Source organism: Trabulsiella odontotermitis (assembly GCF_001297775.1).
Lineage (GTDB): Bacteria > Pseudomonadota > Gammaproteobacteria > Enterobacterales > Enterobacteriaceae > Trabulsiella > Trabulsiella odontotermitis.
The window spans coordinates 182720-197086 of record NZ_LIFX01000002.1; the positions used below are offsets into that span (position 1 = coordinate 182720).

The 14367-nt window shown below is 53.8% G+C and carries 12 protein-coding genes and 1 pseudogene; 9 read left to right on the forward strand and 4 right to left on the reverse strand.

The window, feature by feature from the left end; translation table 11 throughout:
- Positions 1 to 10: 10 nt before the first annotated feature.
- Positions 11 to 1441, reverse strand: a complete 1431-nt coding sequence (locus tag AOY23_RS02695; RefSeq protein WP_054178301.1) for an alanine/glycine:cation symporter family protein — start codon at positions 1439 to 1441, stop codon at positions 11 to 13.
- Positions 1442 to 1644: 203 nt separating this feature from the next.
- Between AOY23_RS02695 and tal the strand changes: the two genes are divergently transcribed.
- The 3 genes from tal (at position 1645) to AOY23_RS02710 (ending at position 4723) form a co-directional block, all read left to right on the forward strand.
- Positions 1645 to 2598 (forward strand): transaldolase, encoded by a 954-nt coding sequence (tal, locus tag AOY23_RS02700; RefSeq protein WP_054178302.1) that lies wholly within the window; start codon positions 1645 to 1647, stop codon positions 2596 to 2598.
- 111 nt (positions 2599 to 2709) lie between these two features.
- Entirely contained in the window at positions 2710 to 3297 is a 588-nt protein-coding gene (mog, locus tag AOY23_RS02705) for a molybdopterin adenylyltransferase (RefSeq protein ID WP_054178303.1), read from the forward strand.
- Between the two features lie 112 nt (positions 3298 to 3409).
- A complete protein-coding gene (locus AOY23_RS02710) occupies positions 3410 to 4723 on the forward strand; it encodes an MFS transporter (protein WP_054178304.1) in 1314 nt (437 codons plus the stop codon).
- Here the strand turns inward: AOY23_RS02710 and satP are convergent, their stop codons facing one another.
- Positions 4724 to 5290, reverse strand: coding sequence for an acetate uptake transporter (satP, locus tag AOY23_RS02715; RefSeq protein WP_054178305.1), 567 nt, complete (start codon positions 5288 to 5290; stop codon positions 4724 to 4726). It abuts the gene before it with no gap.
- Positions 5291 to 5581: 291 nt separating this feature from the next.
- On the opposite strand from satP, the gene dnaK reads away from it, so the two are divergent.
- Together dnaK and dnaJ are read left to right on the forward strand one after the other, a co-directional pair.
- The gene (dnaK, locus tag AOY23_RS02720; RefSeq protein ID WP_054178306.1) at positions 5582 to 7498 is read left to right on the forward strand and encodes a molecular chaperone DnaK; all 1917 of its coding nucleotides are present in this window, start codon (positions 5582 to 5584) and stop codon (positions 7496 to 7498) included.
- A gap of 84 nt (positions 7499 to 7582) precedes the next feature.
- Positions 7583 to 8725, forward strand: coding sequence for a molecular chaperone DnaJ (dnaJ, locus tag AOY23_RS02725; protein ID WP_054178307.1), 1143 nt, complete (start codon positions 7583 to 7585; stop codon positions 8723 to 8725).
- A 58-nt stretch (positions 8726 to 8783) separates the two neighbouring features.
- On the opposite strand, the gene AOY23_RS02730 is transcribed toward dnaJ, so the two are convergent.
- The gene (locus tag AOY23_RS02730; protein WP_054178308.1) at positions 8784 to 9242 is read right to left on the reverse strand and encodes a winged helix-turn-helix domain-containing protein; all 459 of its coding nucleotides are present in this window, start codon (positions 9240 to 9242) and stop codon (positions 8784 to 8786) included.
- 358 nt (positions 9243 to 9600) lie between these two features.
- On the opposite strand from AOY23_RS02730, the gene AOY23_RS02735 reads away from it, so the two are divergent.
- The 3 genes from AOY23_RS02735 (at position 9601) to nhaR (ending at position 13713) form a co-directional block, all read left to right on the forward strand.
- On the forward strand, positions 9601 to 11430 hold the full coding sequence (locus AOY23_RS02735; RefSeq protein WP_152958377.1) for a glycoside hydrolase family 18 protein: 1830 nt from the start codon (positions 9601 to 9603) through the stop codon (positions 11428 to 11430).
- Positions 11431 to 11583: 153 nt separating this feature from the next.
- Entirely contained in the window at positions 11584 to 12759 is a 1176-nt protein-coding gene (gene nhaA / locus AOY23_RS02740; protein WP_054178310.1) for a Na+/H+ antiporter NhaA, read from the forward strand.
- A 54-nt stretch (positions 12760 to 12813) separates the two neighbouring features.
- Positions 12814 to 13713: a transcriptional activator NhaR gene (gene nhaR / locus AOY23_RS02745; RefSeq protein WP_054178311.1), complete on the forward strand. Its 900-nt coding sequence runs from the start codon at positions 12814 to 12816 to the stop codon at positions 13711 to 13713.
- A gap of 64 nt (positions 13714 to 13777) precedes the next feature.
- On the opposite strand, the gene rpsT is transcribed toward nhaR, so the two are convergent.
- Positions 13778 to 14041: a 30S ribosomal protein S20 gene (gene rpsT / locus AOY23_RS02750; RefSeq protein WP_049849781.1), complete on the reverse strand. Its 264-nt coding sequence runs from the start codon at positions 14039 to 14041 to the stop codon at positions 13778 to 13780.
- Positions 14042 to 14159: 118 nt separating this feature from the next.
- Here rpsT and AOY23_RS22935 point away from each other — a divergent pair.
- Positions 14160 to 14363: pseudogene (locus AOY23_RS22935) on the forward strand (DUF2575 domain-containing protein); the annotation flags it as partial.
- Between the last annotated feature and the right edge of the window lie 4 nt (positions 14364 to 14367).

The window sequence follows — 14367 nt, forward strand, 5'->3', positions numbered from 1 at the left end:
TCAATGACAGCTATTGGCGCGGCGTATCATCCCAGCTTTCCGGCGCCAGTTGCTGCTGGATATCGGGGTAGCGCGCCGGATTAAACACCGGCCGCACGCCCAGTTTACGCTGGCGCAGGTAATCGCTGGCGATAATTCTCACCACTGGCGACAGCAGCAGGATTGCCGTCAGGTTAGTGATTGCCATCAGCGCCATAATCACATCGGCCAGTTGCCAGACGACAGGCAGGCTGAGCAGCGTTCCGGCCATCACCATCAGCAGTGTGACCGCTCGCAACAGCCAGATATTTCGCGGCGTGTGCAGCCGCAAAAAGAAGAGATTATTCTCGGCATACAGGTAGTTGGCGACGATGGAGGTAAAGGCAAACAACGTCACCACGAAGGCGACAAAACTGGCACCCCAGTTCCCGATCAGATCTTCCATGGCATGCTGCACGAGCGTGATCCCGGCAATGCCACTCAGCGATGTTTCATGGCCTGCCAGCAGAACCACCATCGCGCTGGCCGTACAAATCACCATCGTGTCGACGAAAACGCCGATCATCTGCACAATCCCTTGTGCCGCCGGGTGGGGCGGGAAAGAGGCTGCCGCGGCTGCCGCATTCGGGGTGGAGCCCAGCCCGGCTTCGTTAGAGAACATGCCGCGCTGGATACCGCTGGTCAGCGCCTGGCTGAGGGTGTAACCGACCGCGCCCGCCGCCGCTTCCTGCCAGCCAAAGGCGCTGCGAATGATGCGCTCGAGGATAACGGGCAGTTGTTCCACATGCCACAGGCTGATTATCACGCTGGCGATAACCCAGATCAGCGCCATACACGGCACCATCCACTGCAACAGCCGTGCGACGCCACGCAGGCCGCGTATGATGCACAGCAGCGTGAATGCCACCAGTCCGAGGCCCGTTGCAAAGGTCGGAAGCTCAAAGGCATAGCTGACTGCCAGCGCGACCGAATTGGCCTGAACGGTATTGAAAATCATCCCGTAGGCCAGCAGCAGGAATACAGAGAAGAGGACGCCCATCCAGCGCATACCGAGGCCGCGCGCCATGTACCACGCTGGCCCGCCACGGAACTGCCCCTGGCTGTCGCGCTCTTTATAGAGCTGCGCCAGCGAACATTCGGCAAAGCTGGTAGCCATCCCGATGATGGCGGAAACCCACATCCAGAAGACTGCGCCCGGGCCGCCTGCGGTGATAGCGAGCGCAACGCCTGCGAGGTTTCCGCTACCCACACGCGCTGCCAGACTGGTACAGAGCGCCTGAAACGAGGTCAGACCACCCTCCTGTGGACTGAAACTGCCTTTCAGACTTTTCCCGAATTGTCGGACATAGCGGAACTGAATATAGCCAGTCCGCCATGTGAACCACATGCCTGCGCCGAGCAACAGGTAAATCATTACCGAGCCCCAAAGCATGTCGTTGATAAAAGAAAGAAAATCAGGCATTAAACGTCCTCTTGTACATGCCGACTTACTGAAGTAAGCGCTACTATTTTCGGGATAATCCCTTATCTCTCATAAGATTAATCGTCCTAGTTTATCATACTCTGCGGTCTTTCACGGTCCAGGTTGCGCTGACCCCACGTCGTGTTATCATCAAGAAAGACCGATTACATCCCCCTAACACGCTGTTTAAAGAGATACACAATATGACGGATAAATTGACCTCCCTGCGTCAGTACACCACCGTAGTCGCTGACACCGGAGATATTGCCGCAATGAAGCTTTACCAGCCTCAGGATGCGACAACGAACCCTTCTCTGATCCTGAATGCGGCGCAGATCCCTGAATATCGCAAACTGATCGACGACGCGGTTAACTGGGCGAAAAGCCAGAGCAGCGATCGCGCTCAGCAGGTGGTTGATGCCACCGACAAACTGGCAGTGAATATTGGTCTGGAAATCCTTAAGCTGATCCCGGGCCGTATCTCTACCGAAGTTGACGCGCGTCTTTCTTATGACACTGACGCCTCTATCGCCAAAGCGAAGCGTTTGATCAAACTGTACAACGACGCGGGCATCGGTAACGACCGCATTCTGATCAAACTGGCGTCCACCTGGCAGGGCATTCGCGCCGCTGAGCAGCTGGAAAAAGAAGGCATCAACTGTAACCTGACGCTGCTGTTCTCCTTCGCGCAGGCGCGTGCTTGTGCCGAAGCGGGCGTTTTCCTGATCTCTCCTTTCGTTGGCCGTATCCTCGACTGGTACAAAGCCAACACCGACAAGAAAGAGTACGCACCGGCAGAAGATCCGGGCGTGGTGTCTGTAACGGAAATCTATGAGTACTACAAACAGCACGGTTATGAAACCGTGGTGATGGGCGCAAGCTTCCGTAACGTCGGCGAGATCCTCGAACTGGCGGGCTGCGATCGCCTGACTATCGCCCCGGCGCTGCTGAAAGAACTGGCAGAAAGCGAAGGCGCGATTGAGCCGAAACTGACCTTTAAAGGTGAAGTGAAAGCGCGTCCGGCACGCATCACGGAATCTGAGTTCCTGTGGCAGCACAACCAGGATCCGATGGCTGTCGACAAACTGGCGGACGGTATCCGTAAGTTTGCCGTTGACCAGGGCAAACTGGAAAAAATGATCGGCGAACTGCTGTAATCATGTCTGGCGTGACCGGCTCCCGGTCACGCTACCTTTTCTCAAACCTGTCTGTCTTCCCCCTCAACGTGTATCATTCCGCATAACGGTTTTATTGTTAACGGAACACATATGAACACCTTACGCATTGGCTTAGTTTCCATTTCTGACCGCGCCTCCAGCGGTGTCTATCAGGATAAAGGCATTCCGGCACTTGAAGCGTGGCTGGAAAGCGCGCTGACGACGCCGTTTGAGGTGCAGACGCGACTCATTCCTGACGAGCAGGCCATCATTGAGCAGACACTGTGTGAGCTGGTGGATGAAATGGGTTGCCATCTGGTGCTCACCACTGGCGGCACCGGCCCGGCGCGTCGTGACGTAACGCCTGACGCGACGCTGGCGGTTGCTGATCGTGAAATGCCTGGCTTTGGCGAGCAGATGCGCCAGATCAGCCTGCATTTTGTGCCGACGGCGATCCTCTCCCGCCAGGTCGGGGTGATCCGCAAACAGGCGCTGATCCTCAATCTGCCCGGGCAGCCGAAGTCGATTCAGGAGACGCTCGAAGGGGTGAAAGCAACGGATGGCAAGGCGGCGGTGACAGGGATTTTTGCCAGCGTTCCGTATTGCATTCAACTGCTGGATGGGCCGTACGTGGAGACCGATCCGCAAGTGGTAGCAGCTTTCCGCCCGAAAAGCGCACGTCGCGAAACAATCTCCTGAATACCAGTTTTTTGTGACATAACCTGTGCATGTCATGGCGCATTAACAGCGTTACGGTATATTAACATTTCATTTACACTACCGATAACTCTGGCTGAACAAACGGTCCGCTATGACACTGCACGCACGCCCTCTGAATCGACAGGATTATAAAACCCTGACACTGGCCGCCCTTGGCGGTGCGCTGGAGTTTTACGACTTCATTATTTTCGTCTTCTTCGCTGCGGTTATCGGTGAGCTGTTCTTTCCGGCGGATATCCCGGAGTGGCTGCGTCAGGTGCAGACTTTCGGCATTTTTGCTGCCGGTTACCTGGCCCGGCCGTTGGGCGGCATCGTCATGGCCCATTTCGGCGATCTGGTCGGGCGCAAGAAGATGTTCACGCTCAGTATTCTGTTGATGGCCATCCCGACGCTGGCGATTGGTCTGCTGCCAACGTATGTCACGGCGGGGCTTGTCGCGCCGTTATTATTGCTGCTGATGCGTATTCTGCAGGGTGCGGCTATCGGCGGCGAAGTGCCCGGTGCGTGGGTGTTTGTGGCTGAGCATGTGCCGACGCGCCGCATTGGCATCGCCTGCGGCACGCTGACCGCCGGGCTGACCGTGGGGATCCTGCTCGGTTCGGTCGTGGCGACGTTGATCAATACCTCGATGACCCAGCAGGCCATTCACGACGGCGGCTGGCGTATTCCTTTCCTGCTTGGCGGCGCCTTTGGCCTGGTGGCGATGTATCTGCGCCGCTGGTTGCAGGAAACGCCCATTTTTATCGAACTGCAGGAACGTAAAGCGCTGGCGGAAGAGATGCCTGTGAAAACGGTGGTGACGAAACACCGACAGGCGGTGGTGATCTCCATGCTGCTTACCTGGCTGCTGTCCGCCGGAATTGTAGTGGTGATTTTAATGTCGCCGGTGTGGCTGCAAAAACAGTACGGTTTTGCCCCGGCATTAACGCTGCAGGCCAACAGTATTGCCACCATCATGCTCTGTTTCGGTTGTCTGATCGCGGGCTTCGCCGCGGATCGCTTCGGCTCGGGGCTTACGCTTATCGTCGGCTCATTATTGTTGATCGGCGCGAGCGGGGCGTTCTATCACGGGGTCGGTACGCATCCTGAACTGCTGATGCCGCTGTATGGCCTGGTCGGGCTGTGCGTGGGTGTGGTGGGATCGGTGCCTTATGTGATGGTGCGGTCGTTCCCGGCGGAAGTGCGTTTCACCGGTATCTCGTTTTCCTACAACGTGTCGTATGCGATTTTTGGCGGTCTGACGCCGATTGCAGTCACCATGCTGATGGTCGTGTCGCCGCTGGCACCTGCGTGGTATGTGCTGGCGTTGTCGCTGATGGGAATGGGGATTGGATTCTGGTTACGGCGGGATAACTACCGTCTGCGTGGCCCGGCAAGCGAGGCGCCGCCGGGCACAAACGGCTAATTAGTGTTTCTCACCAATCGGCAGTACGGTGCGGCCGTACTGCGCGTTCAGCACTTCACCCATCGCCAGATAAATCGCGCTCGCTCCGCAAACGATACCCACCCAACCGGCAACGTGAACAATGCTCTCGCTATCTGCCAGATGACCCACTGCCAGCAGCGCAAACAGTACCGTCAGGCTCAGGAAAACGAACTGCAGCATGCGCGCGCCGGTCAGCGTTCCAAAGAACATGAACAGCGTGAACACGCCCCACAGCCCGAGGTAAACGCCGAGGAAATGCGGGTTCGCCGCATCGGTCAGGCCCATTTTCGGCATCACCAGGATAGCGACCAGCGTCAGCCAGAACGAACCGTAAGACGTGAATGCCGTTAAGCCAAAGGTATTGCCTTTTTTATACTCCAGCAGTCCCGCGAAGATTTGCGCGATACCGCCGTAAAAAATGCCCATTGCCAGGATAATGCCATCAAGCGGGAAAAGACCGATGTTATGCAGGTTCAGCAGAACCGTGGTCATGCCGAAACCCATCAGACCCAGCGGAGCCGGATTAGCCAACGTTGTGTTGCCCATAATTCCTCAAAAATCATCATAAAATGGTGAAATATCAATTCCCCTCGCCACTCCTCGGGCTGCGGGGCGCGGCATCATAATCAGGCCCACAAAGTGTGTCCATGATCTCACTGCGGGTAATTTAAAATATTTTCACCTGACCCCTTGATGCCCGGCGATGCGACCCCATCTAGTAGTCAACCGCAGTGGTGAACCTGAAAAAAAACGATTCAGGGAGCTTGAAACCGCACGTTTCGCCCTTATTACAGGTTCACAACCACATGTTGACGAATTTTTAGTGGAGACGTTTAGATGGGTAAAATTATTGGTATCGACCTGGGTACAACCAACTCTTGTGTAGCGATTATGGACGGCACGACGGCACGTGTGCTTGAGAACGCCGAGGGCGATCGCACCACGCCTTCTATCATTGCTTATACCAACGATGGTGAAACTCTGGTTGGTCAGCCGGCTAAACGTCAGGCAGTGACGAACCCGCAAAATACGCTGTTCGCGATCAAACGCCTGATTGGCCGTCGCTTCCAGGACGAAGAAGTTCAGCGTGACGTTTCTATCATGCCGTACAAAATCATCGGCGCCGACAACGGCGACGCATGGCTTGATGTGAAAGGTCAGAAAATGGCACCGCCGCAGATTTCTGCTGAAGTGCTGAAAAAAATGAAGAAAACGGCAGAAGATTACCTGGGTGAACCGGTAACTGAAGCGGTTATCACCGTACCGGCGTACTTTAACGATGCTCAGCGTCAGGCAACCAAAGACGCTGGCCGTATCGCGGGTCTGGAAGTCAAACGTATCATCAACGAACCGACCGCCGCCGCACTGGCTTACGGTCTGGATAAAGAAGTTGGCAACCGCACTATCGCGGTTTACGACCTCGGTGGTGGTACCTTCGATATCTCTATTATCGAAATCGACGAAGTTGATGGCGAAAAAACCTTCGAAGTGCTGGCAACCAACGGTGATACCCACCTTGGTGGTGAAGACTTCGATACCCGTCTGATCAACTATCTGGTCGACGAATTCAAGAAAGATCAGGGCATTGACCTGCGTAACGATCCGCTGGCGATGCAGCGTCTGAAAGAAGCGGCTGAAAAAGCGAAAATCGAGCTTTCTTCCGCTCAACAGACCGACGTCAACCTGCCGTACATCACTGCAGATGCGACCGGTCCGAAACACATGAACATCAAAGTGACTCGCGCGAAACTGGAAAGCCTGGTGGAAGACCTGGTTAACCGTTCCATCGAGCCGCTGAAAGTGGCGCTGCAGGATGCTGGCCTGTCCGTATCTGACGTGCAGGACGTGATCCTGGTCGGTGGTCAGACACGTATGCCGATGGTGCAGAAGAAAGTGGCTGAGTTCTTCGGCAAAGAACCGCGTAAAGACGTTAACCCGGACGAAGCCGTGGCTATCGGTGCTGCGGTTCAGGGCGGCGTACTGACCGGTGATGTAAAAGACGTGCTGCTGCTGGACGTTACTCCGCTGTCGCTGGGTATCGAAACCATGGGTGGCGTGATGACCTCGCTCATCAACAAAAACACCACCATCCCGACCAAGCACAGCCAGGTGTTCTCTACTGCGGAAGACAACCAGTCTGCGGTGACCATCCATGTGCTGCAGGGTGAGCGTAAACGCGCTGGCGATAACAAGTCTCTGGGGCAGTTCAACCTGGACGGCATTAACCCGGCGCCGCGCGGCATGCCGCAGATCGAAGTCACCTTTGACATCGACGCTGACGGTATCCTGCACGTTTCCGCGAAAGACAAAAACAGCGGCAAAGAGCAGAAGATCACCATTAAGGCTTCTTCTGGTCTGAACGAAGATGAAATCGAAAAAATGGTTCGCGAAGCGGAAGCTAACGCTGAGTCTGACCGTAAATTCGAAGAGCTGGTTCAGACCCGCAACCAGGGTGACCATCTGCTGCACAGCACCCGTAAGCAGGTTGAAGAAGCAGGCGACAAACTGCCGGCTGATGATAAAACCGCTATCGAGTCTGCACTGACCGCGCTGGAAACTGCGCTGAAAGGTGAAGATAAAGCCGACATCGAAGCGAAAATGCAGGCACTGGCGCAGGCTTCCCAGAAACTGCTGGAAATTGCTCAACAGCAGCACGCCCAGCAGCAGGCGGGTGGCGCTGACGCTTCTGAGAACAACGCGAAAGACGACGACGTTGTCGACGCTGAGTTCGAAGAAGTGAAAGACAAAAAATAATCGCCCTTTGAACGGGTAAAGACTGGCACGGGCGAAGAGGTTTCCTCTCCGCCCGTGCTCGCATGTTAAGGGCAATGAAAAGAGATGGCTAAAAGAGACTACTACGAGGTTTTAGGCGTTTCCAAAACCGCGGAAGAGCGTGAAATCAAAAAGGCGTACAAGCGCCTTGCCATGAAATTTCACCCGGACCGTAACCAGGGTGATAAAGACGCTGAAGCCAAATTTAAAGAGATCAAGGAAGCTTACGAGATCCTGACCGACGATCAGAAGCGCGCCGCGTATGATCAGTACGGCCATGCCGCGTTTGAACAGGGCGGTATGGGCGGCGGCGGATTCGGCGGCGGTTTTGGCGGTGGCGCTGATTTCAGTGACATCTTCGGTGACGTGTTTGGCGACATTTTTGGCGGCGGACGTGGCCGTCAGCGCGCAGCACGCGGCGCGGATTTGCGCTACAACATGGATCTGACGCTGGAAGAAGCGGTGCGCGGCGTCACGAAAGAGATCCGTATCCCGACGCTGGAAGAGTGCGACGTTTGCCACGGCAACGGCGCGAAACCTGGCACCCAGCCGCAGACCTGTCCGACCTGTCACGGCTCCGGCCAGGTGCAAATGCGCCAGGGCTTCTTTGCGGTACAGCAGACCTGTCCGCACTGTCAGGGTCGCGGTACGCTGATCAAAGATCCGTGCACCAAGTGCCACGGTCATGGTCGCGTTGAGAAATCCAAAACGCTGTCGGTGAAAATCCCGGCGGGCGTGGACACCGGCGATCGTATCCGCCTGAGCGGTGAAGGTGAAGCCGGTGAGCATGGCGCACCAGCAGGCGATCTGTACGTTCAGGTACAGGTAAAACAGCATCCGATCTTCGAGCGTGAAGGCAACAATCTGTACTGCGAAGTGCCGATTAACTTTGCCATGGCTGCGCTCGGAGGGGAAATCGAAGTACCGACGCTGGATGGCCGCGTGATGCTGAAAGTGCCGCATGAAACGCAGACCGGCAAACTGTTCCGCATGCGCGGTAAAGGTGTGAAATCCGTTCGCGGCGGTGCGCAGGGTGATCTGCTGTGTCGCGTGGTGGTGGAAACCCCGGTCGGCCTGAATGAAAAGCAAAAACAACTGCTGAAAGATCTGCAGGAAAGCTTTGGTGGCCCGACGGGTGAGAAAAACAGCCCGCGCTCCAAAAGCTTCTTCGATGGCGTGAAAAAGTTCTTCGATGATTTGACGCGCTAAACGCAGAGCATGCCGAATAAAACCCGAAAGGCATATACCTTTCGGGTTTTTTTATTCATTAACTCGCTGAAATAGCCTGAAATAAACCCACCGTTGCCAGTAATGAAAGCAGGCAAAGCAACGTGGAAATCAGTACCGTCTCTGATTTGATTTTCTTCTCTTTTGCCAGAGACTGTGGCGCTGCAATCGCAGCAATGAGTATTTCCTGATTCACCCGGATACCCATGCGCGGAACCGTAATAATAAAATCATTGATACCTACATCACGAAGGTCTTTACGCAACAGATAGAGCAACTGGGTCAGATTGGCATCGGTAATAAACTGACCGCGAGTTCCCCATAGTTCAGTGGTGATGGTTCCTTTATCGATCACTTTTTCTGCACGTTTTTCAATCAAGAAGCTCAGGCAGCGTGCACGCATTGGCGTCATTTTTATCTTTTTGGCATTTTCCTGATTTTCAATTTCCAAACTGTCTTCGCTAAAAATACAATTTTCGTTGAGTATATAGCGGCTCATAGCAATACCTTAATCAATAAATGATGTGATAAATAATGACACAGCCAATGATTTCTTCTGACTATTTCATGAGCAACATTGTCTTTTTTTTGAAATAATGGAATATATAATATATAAAAAACACTCCATCTCATTGATATTTATATTTTTTATGATTTTTTTATTTTAAATTTAGAATGATTTATATCTTATTTCTACTATTATTTAGAGGTATCGTATCGAATGATATAAATTGAGTTCATCAGCGCGGTAGCCTGTGTTTTATTGTTATTACTCTTGATTACCCTGATTTCTGAAATCGTGGGAGTGTATGTCCACAGCACATCGCTGTTCACATTCGACGAAAATTCACGAGGTAATTAGAATGTCTAAATTAATTAAAGGCGACAGCCACACTGAACAAAGTAATGCTGTAGACGGTTTTAACCCTGCTACTGAAACTGAAAAATATAGCTATACTTCCGCTCGCGTTGCGACGCCTGTGTATAACCGCTACAAGAAAGCCAACAAGCCGAAAGTATTTGGTTATTACACTGACTGGTCTCAGTATGACGGTCGTCTGCAGGGCCAGGATACGCCGGAAAGCCGCGGTCGCGGTTATGATCTGGCGAATGTTGCGCCTACCGCTTATGACAAAATCATTTTTGGTTTCCTGGGTATCGTTGGCGATCAGGGCGAAAAACAGTCTACCATCAATAACGCCGCTTCTCAGACCGGCAAAGTCACGAACGAGCCGACCTTCCTCGACCCGTGGGGTGATTTTCAGTCCAATGTAAACTGCAACCTGAAAGACAGCGGCTGGGATGTTGATCCGAAAACGGTGACTGAATCCAACACGCATGGTCTGCTGGGCGGTCTGCGCGATCTGCAGGCGAAAGCCAAAACCATGGGGCATGATCTGGTACTCTCCATGAGTATCGGCGGCTGGACCATGAGTAACGGTTTCCACGAAATGGCGAAAACCGACGCGTCCCGTAAAGTGTTTGCCGCAGGCGTCGTGAAACTGTTCAAACAGTTCCCGATGTTCAGCGAAGTGGATATCGACTGGGAATACCCGAACAACGCTGGTAACGGTAACCCGCATGGCCCTGAAGATGGCGCGAACTATGCCATGCTCATCAAAGAGCTGACAACGCAGCTGAATGCGGCAGGCCGCAGCGATGTGAAAGTGTCTATCGCCAGCTCCGCCGTGGTTGATGTGCTGGGCTACTCCAACGTGAAAGCGCTGATGGACGCCGGTCTGTATGGCATCAACGTCATGACCTATGACTTCTTCGGTACGCCGTGGGCGGCAGAACTGACTCACCACACCAACCTGACCCCGCTGAGCGAAGGTGGCTGGAGTGTTGAAGCGGTGGTTGATTATCTGATCGCCGAAGGTTTCCCGTCAGATCGTATCAACATCGGTTATGCCGGTTATACCCGTAATGCCCGCAACGCAGAGATCACCTCTTTCTCTCCGCTGAAAGGGACTTACAACCCGGGCCAGGGCACTACGATTGGTACCTTCGAGTCTGGTTGCACCGAATGGTATGACACTATCTATAACTACCTGGATCTGGAAAACCAGAAAGGTCGTAACGGCTTTAACGTCTATACCGATAAAGTGGCCAATGCTGACTTCCTGTTCAACCCGAACACCGGTGTCTTCATGTCTCTCGATACCCCGCGTTCTGTCAAAGTGAAAGGCGAATATGCAGCGGAACGTAACCTCGGTGGTCTGTTTACCTGGACTATCGACCAGGACAACGGCGTACTGCTGAACGCGGCGCGTGAAGGTCTGGGTTATGAAATGGAAAGTGAAGTGGTGGATATGGCGCCGTTCTACTTTGAAGGGATCAACGCGGCTGACGAAGATGACGCTTCTGCTGAAGAACCGGTGGTGCCGGATGAAGATCCGATTGATGTTGAGCCGGTAGATGACGAACCCGTCGACGACGAGCCCGTCGACGACGAACCCGTTGATGACGAGCCGGTAGATGATGAACCGGAAGAAGACGATACTCCGGTATCTGTCGGCGATACCTGGGATGCTAATACCATCTACTACGGTTTTGACGCGGGCAGAGAAGGTGAGATCGTGACTTACAAAGGTCGCACTTATCAGGCTCAGTGGTGGAGCCAGGGTATGGAACCTGATCTGAATTGCGGCGAAGGTCAGCCGTGGCACGATTTAGGGGCGATTTAATCTCTCGCGAATTCCTTCCTGCAAAAGACGCTCATTGAGCGTCTTTTTTCGTTTTTTACGAATTATTAAGCAGAAATAAGCTGCTTTTTTCGAGTCAATCAACCCGGTATCCTTTCCATTATTCTGTTTTATCGAAGTGAATCGGGATTTAGCATGAAATATCTACATCGTTTTTTTAACAGCGATGCGTCCGGCGGCATCGTCCTTATTATTGCCGCCGTACTGGCGATGCTGCTGGCGAACACCAGTGTGACCAGCGGTATTTATCACTCATTTCTGGAAACCCCCGTGCAGTTGCGGGTGGGCGCGCTGGAAATCAATAAAAACATGTTGTTATGGATTAACGACGCCCTGATGGCGGTGTTTTTCCTGCTGATTGGCCTTGAGGTCAAGCGTGAACTGTTGCAGGGATCGCTCGCCAGTCGCCGTCAGGCCGTGTTTCCGGTGATTGCCGCGCTGGGCGGCATGCTGATGCCCGCGCTGGTCTATCTGACGTTTAATGCGCAGGACCCGATTGCCCGCGAAGGCTGGGCGATCCCGGCCGCGACGGATATCGCGTTTGCGCTGGGTGTGCTGGCGTTACTCGGCAGCCGGGTGCCGTCAGCGCTGAAAATCTTTCTGATGGCGCTGGCGATTATCGACGATCTTGGGGCGATTGTGATTATCGCGCTGTTTTACACTAACGATTTGTCGCTGTTGTCACTGGGCGTTGCCGCGGCGGCAATTGTGGTGCTGGTGGCGTTGAACCTGAGCGGCGTGCGTCGGACGGGCATCTATATTCTGGTAGGTGCGATTCTCTGGACGGCGGTGCTGAAATCCGGCGTTCACGCGACGCTCGCCGGGGTGATTGTCGGTTTCCTGATCCCGTTAAAGGAAAAGGCCGGGAAGTCACCGGCGAAGCAGCTTGAGCACGTTCTGCATCCGTGGGTCGCGTTTTTGATTTTGCCGTTATTCGCCTTTGCCAACGCCGGGGTTTCTCTCAACGGCGTAACCCCCGAAGGGCTGACGTCGCTGCTGCCTTTAGGCATTATTGCGGGTCTGTTTATTGGGAAACCGCTGGGCATTGGTTTATTCTGCTGGCTGGCGCTGAAGCTGAAATGGGCGAACTTGCCGGAAGGCACCACCTGCAGGCAGATCCTGGCGGTGGGCGTGCTGTGCGGAATCGGCTTCACGATGTCGATTTTCATTGCCAGCCTGGCGTTTGGCGGTGTGGCACCGGCGCTGATTAACTGGGCGAAACTGGGCATTTTGATTGGCTCCATTGCCTCGGCTGTTGTCGGTTATTGTCTGCTACGCTTCCAGATGCGTGGCGACGTCAGAACCGCCTGAATGAAAAAGAGCCCTGCGGGGCTCTTTTCACGACATTGATCAGGGAGCGAAAGCATGTCTCATATCAATTACAACCACCTCTATTATTTCTGGCACGTTTATAAAGAGGGATCTGTCGTAGGCGCGGCAGAAGTCCTTTACCTGACACCGCAAACCATCACCGGGCAGATCAAAGCGCTCGAAGAACGCCTCCAGGGGCGCCTGTTCAAACGCAAGGGCAGGGGGCTTGAGCCGAGCGAACTGGGGGAACTGGTGTTCCGCTACGCGGACAAAATGTTCACGCTCAGCCAGGAGATGCTGGACATCGTCAACTATCGCAAAGAGGCGAATCTGTTGTTTGACGTCGGCGTCGCGGACGCGCTGTCGAAACGGCTGGTGAGCGGTATTCTGGATGCCGCCGTGGTGGAAGATGAACAGATCCACCTGCGTTGCTTTGAATCCACGCACGAGCTGCTGCTGGAGCAACTCAGCCAGCACAAGCTGGACATGATTATCTCCGATTGTCCCATCGACTCCACGCAGCAGGAAGGGCTGTTTTCGGTCAAAATCGGCGAGTGTAGCGTCAGTTTCTGGAGCATGAGCCCGCCGCCGCAAAAACCGTTTCCGGCCTGCCTCGAAGAGCGGCGCCTGCTGATCCCGGGGCGGCGTTCCATGCTGGGCCGCAAGTTGCTGAACTGGATCAACACGCAGGGGCTAAAAGTGGAGATCCTCGGCGAGTTCGACGATGCCGCGCTGATGAAAGCCTTTGGTGCCGCGCACAATGCTATTTTTGTCGCACCGACGCTGTATGCCAGCGATCTCTACGCCGATGAAAACATTGTCGAGGTGGGGCGCCTGGACAATGTGATGGAAGAGTATCACGCCATTTTTGCTGAGCGGATGATTCAGCACCCGGCGGTGCAGCGCATCTGTCATCGTGACTACAAGTCCCTGTTTACGCTGCCGAAACGCTGAATGACAGGCATAAAAAAACCCGCGCTAAGCGGGCTTTTTTACAAAGCGGACAACACGCAGGCAATTAAGCCAGTTTGTTGATCTGAGCAACCAGGTTCGCCTTATGACGAGCCGCTTTGTTTTTGTGGATCAGACCTTTAGAAGCCTGACGGTCCACGATTGGTTGCATTTCGTTAAATGCTTTCTGTGCAGCAGCTTTGTCGCCAGCTTCGATAGCTGCGTATACTTTCTTGATGAAAGTACGCATCATAGAGCGACGGCTAGCGTTGTGCTTGCGAGCCTTTTCAGACTGAACGGCGCGCTTCTTAGCTGATTTGATATTAGCCAAGGTCCAACTCCCAAATATGATCTATATGGACAATTCAAAGGCCGAGGAATATGCCCTTTTAGCCTTCTTTTGTCAATGGATTTGTGCAAATAAGCGCCGTTAATGTGACGACACTTGATTACGTAGTGATGGCGCAGGATTCTAACAGCTTGCGCCTGCCGAATACAGCTTTTCTGGCACAAAAATCGCAGCATAACGGCAGTTTTTCTCGCCATAACCGTCAAGGTTGATGAAATCCTTATCTCTTTCTGTTGCGGAGTGTAATCGCGGGTTAACCTTGACTGCTGTACAAGGTATACTCGGACGATTTTCACTGTTTTGAGCCA

Bases quoted from the DNA above. Each gene is read 5' to 3' on its own strand.
- AOY23_RS02695 (WP_054178301.1), bottom strand. From the start codon at position 1,441: ATGCCTGATTTTCTTTCTTTTATCAACGACATGCTTTGGGGCTCGGTA.
- tal (WP_054178302.1), top strand. From the start codon at position 1,645: ATGACGGATAAATTGACCTCCCTGCGTCAGTACACCACCGTAGTCGCT.
- mog (WP_054178303.1), top strand. From the start codon at position 2,710: ATGAACACCTTACGCATTGGCTTAGTTTCCATTTCTGACCGCGCCTCC.
- AOY23_RS02710 (WP_054178304.1), top strand. From the start codon at position 3,410: ATGACACTGCACGCACGCCCTCTGAATCGACAGGATTATAAAACCCTG.
- satP (WP_054178305.1), bottom strand. From the start codon at position 5,290: ATGGGCAACACAACGTTGGCTAATCCGGCTCCGCTGGGTCTGATGGGT.
- dnaK (WP_054178306.1), top strand. From the start codon at position 5,582: ATGGGTAAAATTATTGGTATCGACCTGGGTACAACCAACTCTTGTGTA.
- dnaJ (WP_054178307.1), top strand. From the start codon at position 7,583: ATGGCTAAAAGAGACTACTACGAGGTTTTAGGCGTTTCCAAAACCGCG.
- AOY23_RS02730 (WP_054178308.1), bottom strand. From the start codon at position 9,242: ATGAGCCGCTATATACTCAACGAAAATTGTATTTTTAGCGAAGACAGT.
- nhaA (WP_054178310.1), top strand. From the start codon at position 11,584: ATGAAATATCTACATCGTTTTTTTAACAGCGATGCGTCCGGCGGCATC.
- nhaR (WP_054178311.1), top strand. From the start codon at position 12,814: ATGTCTCATATCAATTACAACCACCTCTATTATTTCTGGCACGTTTAT.